This is a genomic window from Sphingomonas gei (assembly GCF_004792685.1).
GTDB classification, from domain to species: Bacteria; Pseudomonadota; Alphaproteobacteria; order Sphingomonadales; family Sphingomonadaceae; genus Sphingomonas; species Sphingomonas gei.
The window spans coordinates 226,567-246,197 of sequence record NZ_SRXT01000005.1; the positions used below are offsets into that span (position 1 = coordinate 226,567).

Annotated in this window: 18 protein-coding genes; 9 read left to right on the forward strand and 9 right to left on the reverse strand. The window is 66.1% G+C overall.

Features of this window, described 5'->3' with window-relative positions:
• The first annotated feature begins 25 nt into the window (after window positions 1-25).
• Window positions 26-601, forward strand: a complete 576-nt coding sequence (locus E5A73_RS13825) for a CHAP domain-containing protein (protein ID WP_135964429.1) — start codon at window positions 26-28, stop codon at window positions 599-601.
• Window positions 602-614: 13 nt separating this feature from the next.
• Here the strand turns inward: E5A73_RS13825 and msrB are convergent, their stop codons facing one another.
• The 4 genes from msrB to E5A73_RS13845 all read right to left on the reverse strand — a co-directional run bounded on the left by msrB (window position 615) and on the right by E5A73_RS13845 (window position 4,698).
• Window positions 615-1,097, reverse strand: coding sequence for a peptide-methionine (R)-S-oxide reductase MsrB (msrB, locus tag E5A73_RS13830; RefSeq protein ID WP_135964430.1), 483 nt, complete (start codon window positions 1,095-1,097; stop codon window positions 615-617).
• 177 nt (window positions 1,098-1,274) lie between these two features.
• A complete protein-coding gene (locus tag E5A73_RS13835; protein WP_135964431.1) occupies window positions 1,275-2,510 on the reverse strand; it encodes a cytochrome P450 in 1,236 nt (411 codons plus the stop codon).
• Window positions 2,511-2,542: 32 nt separating this feature from the next.
• Complete coding sequence (locus tag E5A73_RS13840) at window positions 2,543-3,784, reverse strand: ABC transporter permease (protein WP_135964432.1); 1,242 nt, start codon at window positions 3,782-3,784, stop codon at window positions 2,543-2,545.
• Window positions 3,781-4,698 (reverse strand): ABC transporter ATP-binding protein, encoded by a 918-nt coding sequence (locus E5A73_RS13845; protein WP_420822579.1) that lies wholly within the window; start codon window positions 4,696-4,698, stop codon window positions 3,781-3,783. Before E5A73_RS13845 ends, E5A73_RS13840 begins: the two co-directional genes overlap by 4 nt.
• A gap of 39 nt (window positions 4,699-4,737) precedes the next feature.
• Here E5A73_RS13845 and queG point away from each other — a divergent pair, with 39 nt between their 5' ends.
• Complete coding sequence (queG, locus tag E5A73_RS13850; protein WP_135964433.1) at window positions 4,738-5,811, forward strand: tRNA epoxyqueuosine(34) reductase QueG; 1,074 nt, start codon at window positions 4,738-4,740, stop codon at window positions 5,809-5,811.
• Between the two features lie 93 nt (window positions 5,812-5,904).
• On the opposite strand, the gene E5A73_RS13855 is transcribed toward queG, so the two are convergent.
• The gene (locus tag E5A73_RS13855) at window positions 5,905-6,276 is read right to left on the reverse strand and encodes a hypothetical protein (RefSeq protein WP_135964434.1); all 372 of its coding nucleotides are present in this window, start codon (window positions 6,274-6,276) and stop codon (window positions 5,905-5,907) included.
• Entirely contained in the window at window positions 6,273-6,965 is a 693-nt protein-coding gene (locus E5A73_RS13860) for an EI24 domain-containing protein (protein WP_135964435.1), read from the reverse strand. Before E5A73_RS13860 ends, E5A73_RS13855 begins: the two co-directional genes overlap by 4 nt.
• Window positions 6,966-7,023: 58 nt before the next feature.
• Between E5A73_RS13860 and E5A73_RS13865 the strand changes: the two genes are divergently transcribed.
• Both E5A73_RS13865 and E5A73_RS13870 read left to right on the forward strand, forming a co-directional pair.
• Window positions 7,024-8,031 carry an adenosine kinase gene (locus tag E5A73_RS13865; protein ID WP_135964436.1) on the forward strand — a complete coding sequence of 336 codons (1,008 nt, stop codon included), beginning with the start codon at window positions 7,024-7,026 and terminating at the stop codon, window positions 8,029-8,031.
• A gap of 167 nt (window positions 8,032-8,198) precedes the next feature.
• Window positions 8,199-9,422, forward strand: a complete 1,224-nt coding sequence (locus E5A73_RS13870) for an HD-GYP domain-containing protein (protein ID WP_135964622.1) — start codon at window positions 8,199-8,201, stop codon at window positions 9,420-9,422.
• On the opposite strand, the gene E5A73_RS13875 is transcribed toward E5A73_RS13870, so the two are convergent.
• Window positions 9,419-9,793 (reverse strand): ammonium transporter, encoded by a 375-nt coding sequence (locus E5A73_RS13875; protein WP_206366495.1) that lies wholly within the window; start codon window positions 9,791-9,793, stop codon window positions 9,419-9,421. The genes E5A73_RS13870 and E5A73_RS13875 overlap by 4 nt on opposite strands.
• Complete coding sequence (locus E5A73_RS13880; protein WP_135964437.1) at window positions 9,790-10,086, reverse strand: autorepressor SdpR family transcription factor; 297 nt, start codon at window positions 10,084-10,086, stop codon at window positions 9,790-9,792. Before E5A73_RS13880 ends, E5A73_RS13875 begins: the two co-directional genes overlap by 4 nt.
• Before the next feature lie 184 nt (window positions 10,087-10,270).
• Here E5A73_RS13880 and E5A73_RS13885 point away from each other — a divergent pair, with 184 nt between their 5' ends.
• Window positions 10,271-12,367, forward strand: a complete 2,097-nt coding sequence (locus E5A73_RS13885; RefSeq protein ID WP_240700209.1) for a TonB-dependent siderophore receptor — start codon at window positions 10,271-10,273, stop codon at window positions 12,365-12,367.
• A 22-nt stretch (window positions 12,368-12,389) separates the two neighbouring features.
• Here E5A73_RS13885 and purD read toward each other — a convergent pair whose 3' ends face one another.
• On the reverse strand, window positions 12,390-13,652 hold the full coding sequence (gene purD / locus E5A73_RS13890; RefSeq protein WP_135964439.1) for a phosphoribosylamine--glycine ligase: 1,263 nt from the start codon (window positions 13,650-13,652) through the stop codon (window positions 12,390-12,392).
• Between purD and xseA the strand changes: the two genes are divergently transcribed.
• The 4 genes from xseA to E5A73_RS13910 all read left to right on the forward strand — a co-directional run bounded on the left by xseA (window position 13,651) and on the right by E5A73_RS13910 (window position 19,608).
• The gene (gene xseA, locus E5A73_RS13895; protein WP_135964440.1) at window positions 13,651-15,030 is read left to right on the forward strand and encodes an exodeoxyribonuclease VII large subunit; all 1,380 of its coding nucleotides are present in this window, start codon (window positions 13,651-13,653) and stop codon (window positions 15,028-15,030) included. The genes purD and xseA overlap by 2 nt on opposite strands.
• 24 nt (window positions 15,031-15,054) lie before the next feature.
• Complete coding sequence (locus E5A73_RS13900) at window positions 15,055-15,255, forward strand: DUF2093 domain-containing protein (RefSeq protein WP_135964441.1); 201 nt, start codon at window positions 15,055-15,057, stop codon at window positions 15,253-15,255.
• A complete protein-coding gene (locus E5A73_RS13905) occupies window positions 15,252-16,118 on the forward strand; it encodes a M23 family metallopeptidase (RefSeq protein ID WP_240700182.1) in 867 nt (288 codons plus the stop codon). Before E5A73_RS13900 ends, E5A73_RS13905 begins: the two co-directional genes overlap by 4 nt.
• Before the next feature lie 265 nt (window positions 16,119-16,383).
• A complete protein-coding gene (locus tag E5A73_RS13910; RefSeq protein WP_135964442.1) occupies window positions 16,384-19,608 on the forward strand; it encodes a TonB-dependent receptor domain-containing protein in 3,225 nt (1,074 codons plus the stop codon).
• The last annotated feature ends 23 nt before the right edge of the window (window positions 19,609-19,631 follow it).

Sequence of the window (19,631 nt, forward strand, 5' to 3'; positions counted from 1 at the left end):
TCGCTTTCCTGACCCGGGGGGTCCCATGAATTTCCGAGTTTTCGCAGCGCGCTTTGCGCTGGTGGTGTCGTGCGCCCTGATGACTGCCGTCCCCGCCCAGGCGAAAAGCGCCTATCTCCAGTGCGCGCCGTATGCGCGTGAGGTCTCGGGCGTGAAGATCCACGGCAACGCCTGGACCTGGTGGAGCCAGGCGGCCGGCCACTACGCCCGCGGCAATGCCCCCAAGGTCGGCGCGGTGATGTCGTTCAAGAAGACCTCGAAGAACCCGTTCGGCCATGTGGCGATGGTTTCGCAGGTCGTCAGCGACCGCGAAGTGCTGCTCACCCATGCCAATTGGTCGCGCCGCGGCGGGATCGAGCGCGGCGTTCGCGCCGTCGACGTATCGACGGCGGGCGACTGGAGCGAAGTGCGCGTGTGGTTCGCCCCGCTCGGCGGGCTCGGCACGTCGAGCTATCCGGTCAACGGCTTCATCTATTCGGACGGCGCGGACGAGGATACGTTCGACGCGCCGGTGACGATCGCGAAGACCACCGACAAGGTGCTGGTCGCCTCGCTCACCCTCGATCTCAGCGACCTCAAGCTCGAGACTGGGGTCAACTGAGCATTATAAGGCTCTAAGCCTTTGGGGTGAACGCCAGCGCCACGCCGTTCATGCAATAGCGCTTGCCGGTCGGCCGCGGGCCATCATCGAAAAGGTGCCCGAGATGCCCGCCGCAGCGGCGACACAGGACCTCGGTGCGCGCCATTCCCAGCGAGCGATCGGTTTTTGTGACCACCGCATTGGGCAGAGCCGCATAGAAGCTCGGCCATCCCGTTCCGCTCTCGAACTTGGTCGACGACGCGAATAACGGCAGGCTGCACCCGGCACAGGCGAACACACCGGCGCGATGCTCCTTGTTGAGCGAGCTGGTTCCCGGAAACTCGGTCGCGCCCTGGCGCAGCGTGCGATACGCCGCGGGGCTCAGCCGCTTCTTCCACTCGGCATCGGTGAGCGTGAACGGAAAATGCTGCGCGGCCTCGGCAGGCGCGCCACCGCAAGCGGCAGTGATGGCGCCGAGCCCGGCGACGGCGAGGAGAGTGCGGCGATCGGTTTGCATGAACGGGATGTGGGTATTCGACTCCCCTCCCTGCAAGGGAGGGGTTGGGGGTGGGTGCGACCCCGGCGAAAGCCGGGGGAGCCCATCGACCGGCTGGTCAGGGAGAACAGGCGGGCATCGAGCCCCGCCTGTTCTCAACCCACTGACCCCTCCCTTGTAGGGAGGCGAATCCTCGGTTCAATAGCGGCTCAGTTCCACCGGCATCTTCCTATACCCGTGGACGAAGCACGCCGCGACGCGTTCGGGCTCGCGCAGCGCGTTCACCCGCAGCCGGCGCTTCGCCATCTCCTCGAGCAAGATTCCGATCTGCAGCTCGGCAAGCCGCGCGCCGACGCAGCGATGGATGCCGTGGCCGAATGCCAGATGCCGCCGGGCATTGTCGCGGTCGACGATGATCCTGTCGGCGTTGGGAAACACGCTCTCGTCGCGATTGGCCGAGACGTACCAGAGCGCGAGTTTGTCGCCCGCGCGGATCTGCTGACCTTCGAGCTCGGCGTCCTGCGTCGCGGTGCGCCGCATATGGGCGAGCGGGGTCTGCCAGCGGATGATCTCCTGCACGGCATTTGGGATCAGCCCCGGATCAGCTTCGAGCTTTGCGCGCTCGCCGGGGAATTGCTCGAGCCCCCAGGCATAGGCGCTCATCGAGTTTCGCGTCGTGTCGTTGCCGCCGACGATCAGCAGGATGAGGTTGCCGAGGAATTCCATCTGATCCATGTGCGCCATCGCATCCGAATGGATCATCATCGAGATCAGATCGGGCGTCGGCGCCTTGCCGACCTTGCTTTGCCACAGATTGCCGAAATAGGCGGCGCATTCGAACAGGATCGTCCGCCGTTCTTCCTTGCGCGCCGGATCGTTGGCGATTTCGATGTCGCCCGCCCAATCGGACCAATGCGTCAGCAGCCGCCGCTCTTCCCACGGGAAATCGAACAGGATCGCGAGCATCTGGGTGGTCAGCTCGATCGATACGCTGTCGACCCAGTCGAATGCCTTGCCCACCGGAAGCGAATCGAGGATCTCGGCGCTGCGCGCGCGGATATTCGCATTCATCCGCGCCATTTCCGAAGGCGTGAACGCCGGCGCGACGGTGCGTCGCTGGCCGGTGTGCCTGGGCCGGTCCATCGCGATGAACATCGGCATCTTGATGTCGCCCTCCTTCACGTCGGCGACGGTGATGCCGCCTGCTTCGGACGAATAGAGATCGGGCAGCGATTCGACCTGGACGATCGGCTTGTACGACGAGACCGACCAGAATGGGCCGAAGGCGCTGTGCTCGGTATAATATACCGGCGCCTTTTCGCGCAGTTGGCGGAACGGCGCCTGCCAGACATCGTCGCGGTACAATTCGGGCCGGCTCATATCGAGCGGATCGACTGCATTCCCCGAACGCGACTCGGTCGCCAGCGTCGCCATTATGCCTCTCCTGCCTTTTGGCGAGGAGAAGCTTAACTGACAGCTGTGTCAATAGTGCGACGGTCGCCGCGCTTGCTTCGTTTCGGGCTGCCCGATTTGAGCACGCCGCGGCGGAACAGCCGGGCCGCTACGGTGACGGTGATCGCCACCCACAGAATCTGCCAGGCCAGCGCCAGAGCATGCGGCCACAAAGCTGGCGAGTTGGCTGCGTGCGCCGCCATCGCCAGCGGCGAGCTGAACGGGAAGATCTCCGCCGCGCGCGCCAGCCACGTGTCGGGGTGGCCGCCGGCATAAGACGCGAAGCCGAGCATCGCGAACTGGAAGATCGTGATCGGCAGCGACAGCATCTGGATCTCGCGTTGGGTCGAGGCGAGCGCGCCAACGCCGAGGAACACCGCGCTCTGCAGCATGTACGCCATGGTGAAATAGACGACGAACAGCAAAGGGAAGATCGGGCCGACGGCGACGCTCAGATTGCCGAGTCCATCGGCGACGCCGGCGGGCACGAACCGCGGCAGCTGCGCCAGCAGCGTCCCCCAGAAGCAGACGAACAGAAGCGCCGATCCGAATGCGCCGAGCAATTTGCCGAAGAAGACGCTTTCCAAGGGGATCGCCGCGGCCAGCACTTCGATCACTTTGTTCGATCGCTCCTCGGCCATTGCGCCGACGGCCTGGCCGGAGAGCATCAGCGTCAGGAAGAAGATGCCCAACGCGGCGAAATAGGCGCTCTGCCCGCGCCCGCTGGTCGTTGCCTGACCGTGACCGATGACGGTGATCTCGGGGGTGCTGAGCGCCCGGGCACCGCCGAGCCGCTCCGCACGCAGCGCCTGCTCGGCAAGCTGCGCGAGATAATTGGCATCGGACCAGCCCGAGGGGCGACGCAGGATTCGCGGCTTGTCCAGCGGTCCGTAGAGCACCGCGGTTGCTTCGAACTGGCTGCTGTCGATCAATGCGCGGGCCTGCGCGGCGACGTCGTCGCCGGCGCCTTCGATCTGGAGCGCCGGCCAGCGCGTCGGCCGGCCGAACGCTTCGCGTAACTGCTTGTCGACTTCGGCGATCTCCTTCGCCTTGTCGGCCGATGCGATCACCACGATGCGCTGGCGCGCCTCGCCGCTGCCTGCCGCGCTGGTCGCGCTCATGCTGCCGACCACGCCGAAGCCGATCATCAGCAAGGGGCTCAGCAGGAAGAGCAGGAAGGTCGGCGTCATCACCGTGGCGGTGAAGTCGCGGCGCGCGACGGTGAGCGTCTGGCGGAGCATGCGTCCGAAGCTCATGCCGCCTGCTCCAGCGCTTCGGCGCCGACGATCTTGACGAACGCGTCGTGCAATCCCGGCCGCTCGATCGACAGCCCCGAAATGCCATAGCCGGCGTCGATCAGCCGGACGAGCAATGCCTCGATCCCCTCGGGAGGCACCGTGAAGCGCCAGCTGCCATTCTCGCGCTCGGCATCGGCGGGCAGCAGCGCGCCGGCGGTGTCGGCATGGTGGTGCGGGGTATAATGCGCCTTGAGCGGCAGCAGCGCGCGGGCTTCGTCGACGGTGCCTGCGAACTTCACCACGCCGCCGGCGATAATCGACAGATAGTCGCACAGCCGCTCGGCATGCGCCATGACGTGGGTCGAGAACAGGATCGTCGCGCCGCGGTCGCGCTGGGCGCGGATCAGCTTTTCGAGCCGCTCCTGATTGACCGGGTCGAGCCCGGAGAACGGCTCGTCGAGCACCAGCAATTCGGGCTCGTGGACCACCGAGCCGAGCAACTGGACGAGCTGCGCCATGCCCTTGGAGAGCTTGCGAATCTTGTCGTCGGCGGCGTGGCCGAGACCTGCCGCCTCGAGCAATTCGCCGGCGCGCTTGCGGCCGATGCTCCAGGGCAGCCCGCGCAGTGCGCCCATGAAGGCGATCGCCTCGCGGCACTTCATGTTGGGATAGAGCCCGCGCTCCTCGGGGAGATAGCCGACCCGGTCACTGGCGTCGCGCGGCGCGCTTTGCCCGAGCAGCATCCGCGCGCCTTCGTCGGGCTCGATGATGCCGAGCAGCATGCGGAGCGTCGTGGTCTTGCCCGCGCCGTTGGGGCCGAGCACGCCGTAGATCAGCCCCTTGGGCACGGCGATGCTGACTCCGTCGACGGCCCGCCGATCGCCGAAGCGCTTGACGAGGCCGGTGGCGCTCACGGCCAGATCGCTGCTCAAACTAATGTCCTCCGTTGCGCTTCGTGGTAGCGGGTCCGCGTGCGCCAAGACAAGCCACTCGAACAAAGGATCAAGGAGAAGGCGGCCGAAATCGGCTTTGCCGACTGCGGGATCGCGCGCGCGGATGCCGCGCCGGCGGCGGGCGTGCGGCTGCGCCAGTGGCTGGCCGAAGGCGCGCACGGCTCGATGATCTGGATGGAGGAGCGGGCGCATCACCGCGCGAGCCCCGCCGCGCTCTGGCCCGAAGTGCGCAGCGTGATCGCGCTCGGGATGAGCTATGCGCCCGCGGTCGATCCGCTGGCGCTGGCGGGGGAAGGCGAGACCGGACGGATCTCGGTCTATGCGCAAGGCGGCGATTATCACGATCTGATCAAGCGGAGGCTCAAGGAGCTGGCGCGCTGGCTGGTCGGGGTGGCGCCGGGGGCCGACGTCAAGGTGTTCGTCGATACCGCGCCGGTGATGGAGAAGCCGCTGTCCGAAGCGGCCGGGCTCGGCTGGCAGGGCAAGCACACCAATCTGGTCAGCCGCAGCCATGGCAGCTGGCTGTTCCTCGGCGCAATCTACACCACGCTCGATCTGGCGCCCGACCTTGCCCAACAGAGTACTTGCGGCAGCTGCAACGCGTGCCAAACGGCATGCCCGACCGACGCCTTTCCGGCGCCGTACCGGCTCGATGCGCGGCGCTGCATCTCGTATCTGACGATCGAGCACAAAGGCCCGATCCCGCTCGAATTCCGCGCGAGCATGGGCAACCGCATCTATGGCTGCGACGATTGCCTTGCGGTGTGCCCGTGGAACAAGTTCGCCGCGGCGGCACAGGCGAACCTGGCCTTCGCCCCGCGCGCCGAGCTCACCGCGCCGGCGCTGGCCGACCTGCTGGCGCTCGACGATGCGGGGTTTCGCGAGGTTTTCGCCGGTTCGCCGATCAAGCGCATCGGGCGGGACCGAATGGTGCGCAATTGCCTGATCGCGGCGGGGAATAGCGGCAGCGCGGCGCTGGTGGCGCCGGTGCGCGCGCTGCTCGGCGATCCCGACGAAGTGATCCGCGAGGCGGCGGAGTGGGCGCTGGGACGGCTTGAGGGGCAAGCGTTTCCACAACTCCGTTCGCCCTGAGCCTGTCGAAGGGCCGCTCTTCTTTCTTCGGCCCGCAGAAGAACGGTGCTTCGACAAGCTCAGCACGAACGGAATTGAAATTTCACACCCGCATCACCGCTCCGCCCGCCGCGCCGCCAATGCCGCAAGGCAGCTCGCCTGGTCTATCGGGCTGCCGTCGCGCTGGCGGGTGTCGAGATAGGTCACCACGGGTTCGCCGCGGCCCTTGGCCGGCGGATAGAGATAGGCGTCGAGCACGCAGATCGGCCCGGCGAACTGGAGCTTGCGCGCCGGTCCTTCGGTCGCGTCGAGCGCGGGCTGGCCGAATTGCGCGATCAGCCGCGGCGCGGTCTGGCCCTTGACCGCGAGCACGCTCGCGGGTGCGGCCGAGGGCACCGGAACATAGGCCGCGGGGCGCGCTTCGGGAATCATCTCGCCGCCGCATCCGCCCAGCGCCACTGCGCACGCCAAAACCCAGAACCTCATGTGCGTCTCCCGCGGTGGAATGCATGCGTCGCCAGCGCCGCGCCGAGCACCGGCGCCACCAGGTTGACCAAAGGCACCAAGAACAGTCCCGTTCCGATCGCGCCCAGCCCGAAGCGGCGAAGCCGGGTGCCGCGCCGCCAGTCGGCGAGCTGCGCATAGGGCATGTGTCGCGCCGCGACCATGTCACCGAGATCGCGCCCGAGCAGCCAGGCATTGACTGCGAAGAAAGCGAATGCGGTGCCCACCCCGGTTACCAGCAGCATCAGATAGAGCGGCGAGAGCAGCAGGTTGAATCCGATCGTCCGCGCCGCCGAGCCCACGCCCATCGTGATCGACCGCCCGAGCGGCACGTCGCGCGCCGCGGCATGGGCTTGCGGGTAATGCTTCGCCTCGACCGCGGCGACGACTTCGTCGGCGAAGATCCCGACCACCGCCACTGCGACCGCGCGGAACAGCAGCCACCAGCCGAGCGCGAGCAGCAACAACGCCGCGGCGTCGGCGAGCATGCCTGCTTTACTGCCGAGCCCCATCCATTCGTTGGCGAAGCCCGCCAGCCGGTCCATCGCGACCCAGAGGCCGAAGCCGAACCCAAGGAAGAGCAACAAAGTCAGCGCCAGCGACTTGACGAGGACCAGCAAGATCGGCCGGTCGAACAATTGCCCGAGCGCGAGGAGAAGACCCTGGATCATTGCGCTATGCTTTGCCCCCCACTAGGGCGTCGGCGCAACCCTGTCGGAGCTTTCAACCTTGACCATCACCCATGACGTCGTCGCGATCGGCAACGCAATTGTCGATATCCTCGCCCAGGCCGAGGACAGCTTCATCGAGGAGATCGGCGTCGCCAAGGGCTCGATGCAGTTGATGTTCTCGCCCGAAGAGGCCGACACGCTCTACGCCAAGATGGGCCCGGGCCGCGAAGTTTCGGGCGGTTCGGCGGCGAACACCGTGGCGGGGATCGCCGCGCTCGGCGGCAAATGCGCGTTCATCGGCCAGGTCGCCGACGATCAGCTCGGCACTGTCTTCGCGCATGACATCCGGGCGGCGGGAGTCGATTTCGACACGCCGGTGCGCTCCGGCCAGCCGACCACCGCGCGCTGCCTGATCTTCGTCACGCCCGATGGCCAGCGCACCATGAACACCTTCCTCGGCGCCTCGCAATTCCTCCCCGCCACTGCGCTGGACGAAGACCTGATCGCCGGCGGCGCGATCCTTTATCTCGAAGGCTATCTGTGGGATCCGGAAGAGCCGCGCGCTGCGATGCGCAAGGCGATCGACATCGCCCGCGCGAACGGCCGCAAGGTCGCCTTCACGCTTTCCGACGTGTTCTGCATCTCGCGCCACGGCGGCGACTTCCGCAAGCTGATCGAGGACGGGCTGATCGACATCCTGTTCGCCAATGAGAGCGAGCTGCTCGCTTTGTGCGAGCATGAGGATTTCGAATCGGCGGTTCAGCACATCCACGGCAAGGTGCCCTTGCTCGTCGTCACGCGCAGCGAGCAGGGTGCGATGGCGCTGCAGGGCTCGGAGCGAGTCGAGGTTCCCGCCGAGCCGATCGCCAGGCTGGTCGACACCACCGGCGCGGGCGACATGTTCGCCGCCGGTTTCCTGTTCGGCCAGGCGCAGGGCCGCGGGCTCGAGGAGTCGCTGCGGCTCGGCGCGATCTGCGCGGCGGAGATCATCCAGCATTATGGTGCGCGCGCCGAAGCGGATCTCGCGAAGCTGGCACGCGAATCGGCGGATCGCGCCGCCGGCTGACCGCGCACCCCTCCCGCAAGCGGGAGGGGGTCGCTTCGGCTAGGTTTGCAGGTCCAAGAGGCAGCTCTGATGGTTGCAGCACAATCTCGGACAAACGCGCGCCTTAAGTTCTGCGTAACATAGCTTATGTTAGTCCGGCCCCGGGGAAGATTTTGCCGAGGCCCGATTTGCTGCGACGGATACCGCCCAGCCAGGTGAAGATGGGGATGTACATCCACGGGTTCGAAGGCTCGTGGTTCAGCCATCCCTTCTGGCGCACGCGTTTCCTGCTCGAACGTCCCGAAGATCTCGCCGCGGTGCTCGCCAGCGAAGTCCAGGCGGTGGTGATCGATGTCGAGCGCGGTCTGCCGCCGTCGACCTCCGCGCCGGGCGCCGTTCCTCGGGCATCGCCCCGTCCGGCACCCGCCGCCGCCGTGCCGGTCGCGCCCCGCGACACGATGAAGACCGATCGCGAGCGCGCCAAGAAGACGATCGGCCGCGCCAAGCGCGCCATGAAAGGCGTGTTCGACGGCGCGCGGCTGGGCCAGCCGGTAAGTACCGCCGCGGTGACGTCGCTGGTCGAGGACATTTCCGAGGCAGTCGATCGCAACCCGGCGATGTTCATCGACATGACTCGCCTCAAGTCGAAGGACGAATATACCTATCTCCACTCGGTTTCGGTCTGCGCGCTGATGGTCAATCTTGCCCGTCAGCTCGGGCTGGACGAACCGACCATTCGCTCGATGGGGCTCGCGGGCCTGCTCCACGACGTCGGCAAGATGACCGTTCCCGACGCGATCCTCAACAAACCCGGCCCGCTCGACGATGCCGAGTTCGCGCTGATGCGCATGCACCCCCAACACGGGCACGCCATGCTAGAGAACGGAGAGGGCGTGACGCAGGAAGTGCTCGACGTCAGCCTGCTCCATCACGAGAAGATCGACGGATCGGGCTATCCCTTCGGCCTGACGGGCGACGCGATCAGCCTCGCCGCGCGGATGGGAGCGATCTGCGACGTCTACGACGCACTCACTTCGGACCGCGCCTACAAACAGGGCTGGACGCCGCTCCGCGCGGCGACCGAGATGCATGGCTGGGAAGGGCATTTCGATCGCGAACTATTGTTCAAATTCTTCCGCAGCATCGGCGTGGTGCCCACTGGCCTGCTGGTGCGGATGCGGTCGAACCGGCTCGGCATCGTGTTGCCGGATGGCAACAAGGAAACCCGCAGCAAGGTCCGCATCTTCCATTGCGCGCTCGAACGCACGCCGCTCACGCTGGAGGACGTGTTCCTGTTCGGCTCGGGCGGCAGCGACCATATCGTCGGTGAGGAGGACCCGGTGCGCTGGGGCTTTGCCAACTGGCAAGCGCTTTCGGAAAAGCTGGCCGCGGGCGGCGCCGCACGCCCTTAGGCGGCCTCTGCGTTGCTTCGCGGCGCCAGGCAGTAACCGAGCGTTACCAACATTCCTGCCGCCACCGCGCCGCACCCGCCGATGATCGCCACTTGGATCGGTGCGAACGCGAATAACCCGACATAGACGAGTCCGCTCAACACCATCGCCCAGCTCGCAACCCGCCGTGCCCGACGCGCCCCGGCGTTCGGGAGGAAGGTCTTCGGCATTCGATTGCCGTACCAGGCGATCCAGATTCCGTTGATGCCGATGACCAGCCTGATGACCATCTCCTGGTCGATATAGCCCAGTCGGCGCGCGAAGCTCGCACCGAGCGCCAGCGCGATGATGCCGCCCGCCCAGGCGAGGCTCCGGATCAATTCCTTGTTCATCGTGCAGTCTCCCGCTTGGGCTCCGGCGCCTCCGCGCCGAGGCCGAATGAATCGACGAAGCCGAGCAGCGCCTCTTCGAGCACCGAGAGCCTCAAATGATAGAGGACGGATTTGCCGGCCTTCTCGGCATGGACCAGATCGGCTTCCTTCAGCACGGCGAAGTGCGCCGACATGGTCGGCTTGGAGACGTCGAACTGGTTGCTGAGCTCCCCCGCGCTCATCGGCCCCTTGCGCAGGAGTTGCAGCACCCGGCGGCGGGTGGGATCGGAAAGGGCTTTGAACACCTGGCTCATGATATGATGATTAGCTAATCGTCTAACTATGTCAAGTGGCGATGATGGGCCGGCCGATCACCTTCTCAGTTGCAAACGGTTCTTATTAGCATTAGTGGCCCGCGTGTCGCCGGATGCGGCGAGTAACCAATGGGGGATCAAGTTGACGAAGCGCACTCTCTGCCTGGGCGTGGCACTCGCCGCGCTGGCATCGCCCGCATTCGCGCAGACGGCTGACGAAGCGGAATCGAGTGATGAGATCGTCGTCAGCGGCCGCTATACGATCCCGGACAAGATCGACACCGCGACGGGGCTTGGCCTCACCGTGCGCGAGACGCCGCAATCGGTGAGCATCGTCACCGCGCAGCGCATCCTCGACCAGAATCTGATCAGCGTCGCCGACGTGATCGAGAACGGCGTGGGCGTGACGGTCAACGAAGTCGATGACGTGCGTAATTCCTTTTATGCGCGCGGTTTCGAGATCCGAAACACCCAGATCGACGGCGTGCCGGCAGCCTGGACGCTGGCCGGCGCGAACGGTGAGACCAATATGGACGTCTCGATCTACGAGCGCGTCGAAATCGTGCGCGGCGCAACCGGGCTGCTCTCGGGCGCCGGCGATCCGTCGGCATCGGTCAACCTCGTCCGCAAACATGCCGACGCCACCGAATGGGGCGGCTATGTCAGCGGCTCCTATGGCAGCTGGGACACGATGCGCGCCTCGGCCGATATCGGCGGCGCGCTCACTTCGGATGGGCGCATCCGCGTCCGCGGCGTCGCGCGCTACGAGCAGGGCGAGAGCTATATCGACCTGTACGACAACAAGAAGTTCGTGCTGTACGGCGTGGTCGACGCCGATGTGACCGACACCACGCTTGTCCGCGGCGGCATCAGCTATCAGCAGGGCCGGCCCGATGGTGCGCTGTGGGGCGCTTTGCCGACCTTCTATTCGGACGGCACCACCACCAACCTCGAGCGCTCGCAGAGCACCGCCGCGCCGTGGACGCATTGGAACACGAGCAACCGCAACATCTTCGCGACCGTCCGGCAAGCGCTCGGCCCCGACTGGAGCGTCACGCTCAACTTCAACAGCCTGAAGAACGCGCAGCAGAGCGAATTGCTCTATCTCTACGGCGAAGTGAACAAGGCGACGGGAACGATCGCGTTCAGCAATCCGTACAAGGCCGATGGCGAGAGCCTGCAGACCAGCTTCGACGGGCAGATCAAGGGCGAAGTGAGCCTGTTCGGCCGCAAGCACGAAGTGGTGGTCGGCGCGCTGCGTAGCGTGCTCAACCGCTCGACCGACAATTATGTCGCTCCGCTTCCCTGGGCGAGCGACGTGCCGCTCGTCGGGCTTCCCGGCGCGACCTTCCCGGAGCCGGTCTGGGGCACCACGCCGGTGCGCAACGAGGAAGAGCGGATCGAGCAGACCGGCTATTATGGTGCGGTTCGCCTCAACCTCGCCGATCCGCTCAAGATCATCGCCGGCGGCCGCCTGGCCAGCTGGAAGCAGAAGGGCTTCGCTTGGAGCGGGCCGAGCGATTATGGGGATAGCGACGTGTTCATCCCCTATGTCGGCGCGCTGTACGACATCACGCCGAACCACCGGCTCTATGCGAGCTACACCAAGATCTTCCAGCCGCAGAACAGCCGCGACCGGAATTTGAACCTGCTCGATCCGCTCGACGGAAAGGCGTATGAAATCGGCCTCAAAAGCGCGTTCTTCAACGAAGCGCTGCAGACTTCGGTAGCGCTGTTCCGCATCGAGCAGGACAATGTCGCCCAGGCCGACATCATCGTCACCCCGCCGGCGGGCGGCATCCCGCAGCAGACCTACGTCGCGGCGCAGGGCGTCACCAGCCAGGGCTTCGAAGTCGAGATCACCGGCCAGCCGCTGCCGGGCTGGAACATCAATTTCGGCTATAGCCAGTTCAAGGCCGAGGACCGCGACGACATCCCTGCCAATACTGATCAGCCGCGCCGGCTGATCAAGCTGTTCACCACCTATAATGTCGACCGCTTCACGATCGGCGGGGGCGTCAATTATCGCAGCAAGGCGTACACGCTGGGCACCAACCCGGTCCTGTCCACGCCGGCCAATCCGGTACCCTATGTCTTCCAGCAGGACGGCTACGCACTGGTCAATCTGATGGCGCGCTTCGCAGTGACCGAGGCGTTCCAGCTCCAGGCCAATCTCGAGAACGCGCTCGACAAGACCTATTACAGCCAGGTCGGCTTCTTCAGCCAATATCGCTACGGCACGCCGCGCAACTTCACGGTGAGCGCCAACTACCGGTTCTGAGCCGTTTGCGGGTGGCGCGCGATCAAGCCTCGCGCGCCACTTCGCGCCAGCCGATGTCGCGGCGGCAAAAGCCCGTCGGGAAATCGATCGCGTCCACCGCGCGATAGGCGGCGGCCTGCGCCGCGCCGACACTGGGCCCACGTGCAGTGACACCGAGCACGCGGCCGCCGCTCGCCACCAGCGTCCCGCGGTCCAGCCGGGTGCCGGCATGGAATACCTTGGCGCCGGTCGCCTCCGCTGCATCGATCCCGGTGATCGCGCCGCCGGTCTCGGGAGTGCCCGGATATCCGTTCGCCGCCATCACCACGGTCAGCGCGGTCTCCGCCGAGAAAGCGGGATTAGCGCGCCCCGCGAGCTCATCCTTTGCGGTGGCTAGCATCAGTTCGAGCAGATCGCCTTCGAAGCGCAGCATCAGCACCTGGCATTCTGGATCGCCGAAGCGGGCGTTGTATTCGATCAGCTTGGGCCCCTGCGCCGTCAGCATCAGCCCGGCATAGAGCACTCCCGAATAAGGTGTTCCCATCCGTGCCAGCGCCTCGACGGTCGGGCGGACGATCGTCTCGACCGCCTGCCGCTCGAGTTCGGGGGTAAGCACCCGGGCGGGGCTGTAGGCGCCCATGCCGCCGGTGTTGGGACCGGTGTCGCCGTCACCGACGCGCTTATGGTCCTGCGCTGATCCGAACGGGAGCAGATTGGTGCCGTCGGTCAGCACGAACAGGCTGGCTTCTTCGCCTTCCAGGAATTCCTCGATCACTGCGCTGCCGCCGGGCACGGCGAAGATGCCGCGGATCGCCTCCTCGGCTTCTTCGCGCGTCGTCGCCACGGTGACCCCCTTACCCGCGGCGAGACCGTCGGCCTTGACCACCACCGGGAGCGTGAAATCGCCGAGCGCGGCGAGCCCGCCGTCGCGGCTGCGGACGTGGACATAGCCTGCGGTCGGGATTTTCTCGCGCGTGCACAGATCCTTGGTGAAACCCTTCGATCCCTCGAGCTGCGCCGCGGCCTTGTTGGGGCCGAACACGGCGATGCCCATCGTCCGGAGATTGTCGCCGAGTCCCTCGACCAGCGGTGCCTCGGGCCCGACCACGACGAAGCCGATCGAGTGGCGCCGGCAGAAATCGATCACCGCACGGTGATCCGAAAGCGCGATATCTGCCAGTTCAGCATGCTCGGCTATTCCCGGATTGCCCGGCGCGGCGTAGAGCTTCGCCAGGAGCGGCGATTGCGCCAGTTTCCACGCAAGCGCATGCTCGCGACCTCCCGAGCCCAGTAACAGGACGTTCATGCCCGACCCCTTTTTCGATACGTCATCCGGCCGGCTGGTAGCCGAGCAAGTGCCGGGGGACAACGCGCTCGCCATGAGCGTCAGCGAGCTGTCGTCGGCGCTCAAGCGGATGGTCGAGGGCGAGTTCGGCCATGTCCGGCTGCGCGGCGAGATTTCGGGGTGGAAGCGCGCCGCCTCGGGGCATGCCTATCTGTGCCTCAAGGATGCCGATGCCGTGATCGACGGCGTGATCTGGCGCGGCGCGGCGGCGGCCTTGCCGTTCGCGGCGCAGGACGGCATCGAAGTGATCGCCACCGGCAAGCTCACGACGTATCCGGGCCGCTCCAAATACCAGATCGTCATCGAGCGGATGGAGCTCGCCGGCGAGGGCGCGCTGATGGCGCTGTTCGAGAAACTCAAGGCGAAGCTGGCCGGCGAGGGGCTGTTCGATGCCGCGCGCAAGCAGCCGCTTCCGCATATGCCGCAGACGATCGGCGTGGTGACTTCGCCCACCGGGGCAGTGATCCGCGACATCCTCCACCGGCTCGGCGATCGCTTCCCCAGCCACGTCCTGGTGTGGCCGGTCAAGGTACAGGGAGAGGGCGCAGCCGCCGAAGTCGCCGCGGCGATCCGCGGGTTCGATGCGTTGCCCTTGGACGGTCCGGTCCGCCGACCCGACCTGTTGATCGTCGCGCGCGGCGGCGGCTCGATCGAGGATCTCTGGGCGTTCAACGAGGAAGTCGTCGTCCGCGCAGTGACCGATTGCGGCATCCCGGTGATTTCCGCGGTGGGGCACGAGACCGACACCAGCCTATGCGACTTCGCCGCCGACCTGCGCGCGCCGACGCCGACCGCCGCGGCCGAGATCGCCGTGCCGGTGCTCGCCGATGTGCGCCACACCGTCGCCACGCTTGCCCACCGCACCGAACGCTGCGTTCGCCGCTATCACGAGCGTGCCGGCGAGCGGCTGGCCGCCCTGGTCCGCGTGCTGCCACGGCGCGATGCCCTGCTCGGGCCCCAGCGGCAGAAGATGGACGATCTCGCCGGGCGTCTCGACCGTGCGCTCGAGCGCCGCGTGACGCTCGCGCGTGCCCGGCTCGATCGCGATGCCGGGGCGCTGCGCCCCGCGGTGCTCGACCAACTCGTCGTCACTGCCAGGCATCGCTTCGAAGGCGCCTCGCGCCTGCTCGACAGCGTCAATCCGGACAATCTGCTCGAGCGCGGCTATGTCCGCGTTGGCGCCAAGGCAACGGGCAAGGTCGTCACTACGGTTGCCGAGGCGCAGGCGGCGGGAGCGATTACGCTCCAGTTCAGGGACGGGCCGGTAGACGCCCGGGTTGAGCGTGCCGCCGGGAAATCCTACACTGCCGCCAAACCCGAGCAGCCCAGTCTGCTCTAATCGAAACGATCGAAAGGCGCCGCCATGCTGATGTCCAACACCGCCCGCGCCGCGAAGCTGCATTATATGCCGAACGGCTTCCGCGTGCTCGCGCCCGGCGACCATGTTGTCTGCGCAGTCAGCGGCGAGCGCATCGCGCTCGAGATTCTGCGCTATTGGAGCGTCGAGCGGCAGGAGCCCTATGCCGCTGCCGAACACGCGGCGACCGCCCTGCACGGCAAATGACGCCGGCGCGGTTCGCGGCGGCGCTTTTGGCGGTCGGCCTGGTCGGCGGCGCGGCGAATGGCTGCCAGAGCGGATCGTCGGCCGCGGCATCGCAGGCGGATCGCTTCGGTCTTGTCGGGCAGATGGTGCAAGGCGGCGCCGCGACCGGCGTCGCGCCGCGCGGAACGACCCTGCTCAGCCTGAACGGCGCGCCGGTCGAAATCGCCGCGGATCGCCGCTTCCTGATCGCCTTCGATCGCGATGCGCCGCCGACCGCGATGCTCGCGGCGCGGCTCGGCAACGGCAGCGAAGTCCGCCAGACGCTGGCGATCGCGCCGCGCGCCTGGGACATCTCGCGGCTCGACACATTGCCCAAATATCCCGTGCCGCGTCCCGAGTTCGAACGTGCGCGTCCCGCCGAACTGGCGCAGATCAACGCGGCGCGCGCGCTGCGCACCGACTCGCAGGGCTGGCGCCAGACGTTCCTGTGGCCGGCGGTTGGCCGCATCTCGACCCTGTTCGGGTCGCAGCGCGTCTATCGCGGCGAGCCCGGCGCCTATCATTCGGGGATCGACATCGCGCGCCCCACCGGCACCGTCGTGCTCGCGCCGGCCGACGGAATAGTGGTGCTGGCGGCGGCGACGCCGTTCACCCTCGAGGGCAATCTGCTGATGATCGACCATGGCATGGGTCTCAACAGCGCCTTCATGCATCTCTCGCGGATCGACGTGAGGCTTGGCCAGCAGGTCCGGCGCGGCCAGCCGCTCGGCGCGGTGGGACGCACCGGACGGGCGACCGGCCCGCATCTGCACTGGAGCCTCAAGTGGCACGACGCGCGGATCGACCCGCTGCTGATCACCGGCCCGATGCCTGCCGCAGACTGATCCGCACTGCCGATCGCACTGCAACATAATTTTTGTGCACGGCAAGATGCTGCCACGCAACATTCGAACCCATTCTGTGTCTTTTAGGTTACACGCGGTGGGAACGCGGTGAGCCGATGCCAATGGCTGCTTTACACGGGCAAAGCGCCGCTTCATCCCACCTTCCAAGCTCCGAATATTGCACGTGCACAGCGCGGCATTGCGGAGCGGGGAGACACGCCGGCCGCCGGTCCAGAGACCCGGTCGAAGTAAGCGAGGGATCAGCATGAAGAAAACCAATATCGCACGCGGATTGCGCGGCGGCACTGCGCTGTCGGCACTCGTGCTGGCAGGGGCATTGTTTGCCGCGCCGGCTTTCGCGCAGACCGAAGTTCCGGTTTCCGGCCCCGTCGAGGGCCAGGCGACGGACGACGCGGCGGACACGCAGGGCGACATCGTCGTCACCGGCTCCCGCATTCCGCAGGCCAACATCACGTCGACCGCGCCCGTCACCGTGGTCGGTGCCGAGGACATCAAGCTTCAGGGCACGACTCGCGTCGAGGACCTGCTCAACTCGCTGCCGGCGGTTTTCGCCAGCCAGTCGTCCGCGCTGTCGAACGGCGCTGACGGTACTGCATCGGTCGATCTTCGCGGTCTCGGCACCAGCCGTACGCTGACCCTGATCAACGGCCGCCGCCTCCTGCCGGGCGATCCGAGCCCGACCAGCGGCTCGGCTGCCGACATCAACATCATCCCCGCCTCGATGCTCAAGCGCGTCGAAGTGCTGACCGGCGGCGCATCGTCGACCTATGGTGCCGATGCCGTCGCGGGCGTCGTCAACTTCATCATCGACACCGATTTCGAAGGCTTCAAGATCGACGGCCAGTACAGCGTCTATCAGCACAACAACCGCAACAAGCTCACCCCGGGCATCCTCGACGCACGCCAGGCGGAGGGCCGGACCGGCTTCGAATATCCGACGAGCAACGTCGTCGATGGCGGCACCATCGACACCACGGTCTCGTTCGGCACCAGCTTCGGCGGCGAAGATCGCGGCCATGCGACTGCCTATTTCGGCTATCGCAAGGTCAACGCAGTCACCCAGTCGCGTCGCGATTACAGCGCGTGCACCATCCAGAACACTGGTGGCGGCGCTCCCAATTGCGGCGGCTCGCTGACTTCGGGCAACGGCACGGCGATTCTGTTCGACCCGACGCTCAACACCGCCTCGTCGACCGTCTACACCTTCATGCCGGGCGGCGGGTTCGAGAACACCACGACGCGCTTCAACTTTGCGCCCACCAACTATTTCCAGCGCCCTGACGAGCGCTACACCGCCGGCGCGTTCATCAACTACGACGTCGATGAAGCGTTCAAACCCTACATGGAGTTCATGTTCATGGACGACCGCACGGTCGCCCAGATCGCTCCGTCGGGCGACTTCGGCAACACGCTGACCGTGAATTGCAACAATCCCCTGATCTCGGGCGCTCAGTTTGACGTGATCTGCGCACCAGATAATTTGATCAACGGCTTCCTCGGCAACTTCCCTCTGGCAACCGCCGCGCCTTACAACCCCAATCCGGGTAATGCGCCGCTCCAGTTCTTCAACGCATTCCCGGATCCGATCACCGGCTTGCCTACGGCGTACAACCGCGCATTCTTGCAGGTTTTGCGGCGTAACACCGAAGGCGGTCCGCGCCAGTCGGACCTCCAGCACACCAACTATCGCGGTGTGATCGGTACGAAGGGCGATCTCGGCGAGCAATGGTCGTACGACGCTTATTACCAGTTCGGCCGCGTCAAATATTCGCAGGTCTATTCGAACGAGTTCTCGGTCGCGCGTCTGACGCGTGCGCTCGATGTCGTCTCTGACCCTCGAGCCGGTTCGGGCGGCGCCCCAGTCTGCCGCTCGGTGGTCGACGGTACCGATCCCAACTGCGTGCCGTACAACATCTTCGCCGGCCCCGGCGGAGTGAGCTCGGCGGCGGTCAACTATCTGTCGGCCACAGGCTTCCAGCAGGGCCAGACCACCGAGCAGGTGGCGAACATCTCGTTCACCGGACAACTGGGCGGCTATGGCCTCCAGACACCTTGGGCCAGCGACGGCGTCGGCATCAACATCGGTGCCGAGTGGCGCAAGACCGAGCTCGAGCTCAAGACCGACAACGCCTTCTCGACCGGCGACTTGACCGGTCAGGGCGGCGCGACGCTGCCGATCCAGGGCGGCTTCCGGGTGTTCGAGTTCTTCGGCGAGACGCAGATCCCGCTGGTGCAGGACAACTTCATCGACCTGCTGTCCGTCAATGCGGGCTATCGCCACTCGTCCTACGAGACGACCGCCAACCGCAGCTACAAGACCAACACCTACAAGGTCGGTGTCGACTTCGCGCCGATCAAGGACATCCGCTTCCGCGGCACCTATAACCGCGCGGTGCGCGCGCCGAACATCCAGGAGCTGTTCTCGACAGCAACGGTTGGTCTTAACGGTTCGGAAGATCCGTGCGCGAGCCTGACCGATACCAGTGGCAATCCCCGTCCGGTCGCAGCAACCGACTATGGCTGCCGCGCGCAGGGCATCGCGGTTGGCCAGGGGATTACCGGAAACCCGGCCGGCCAGTATAATGGCCTGATCGGCGGCAATCAGGACCTGCAGCCGGAAAAGGCGACCACCAAGACGCTCGGTGTCGTCTTCCAGCCCAGCTTCGTCCCGCGCTTCGCGCTGACGGTCGACTATTTCGACATCAAGATCGAACAGGCGATCCGCTCGTATGGCCAGGACGCGATCCTGCAGGATTGCACCGACAATGCGACTGCGACGTTCACCCCCGCATCGTGCGCATTGGTCCACCGCGACGCCGCCGGCTCGCTGTGGCTCACGCCGGGTGGTTACGTGACCGACCTGCCGAACAATGTCGGGCAGCTGCAGACCAAGGGCATCGAAGTGGGGGCATCCTATTCGATGCAGCTCTTCGGCCTGGGCCGGCTGTCGCTCAACATGAACGGCACCTATCTCGACAGCTACAAGGTCAATAACGGCCTTACGACGCCGTATGACTGCGCCGGGCTCTACGGCCCGACCTGCAGCATCGGCGGCACGACGGATGCGGGCTCGCCGCTTCCCGAATGGCGGCACAAGCTGCGTGCGACGCTGCAGATGGATGGCGGCGTCGGCCTGTCGGTCCAGTGGCGTCACCTTGGCCCCGTCCATGCCGAGACGACGACCGATCAGGAGAGCCTGGCAGGCGACTTCAACTTCGATCCGGGTACCCGTCTGAAGGCGTTCAACTATATCGATCTGACGTCGAGCTTCTCGATCGGCGACTCGTACACCTTCCGTCTCGGCGTCAACAATCTGTTCGACCTCGAGCCGCCGCTGGTGACGTCGGGTAATGCCAACCGTGGGGGTTCCAACCTCTGCCCGACCGGTCCTTGCAACGGCAACACCTATCCGGGCACCTATGATGCGCTGGGCCGCTACCTGTTCGCAGGTGTGACCTTGAGCTTCTAAGGCTCGACAAGACGACGAATCGG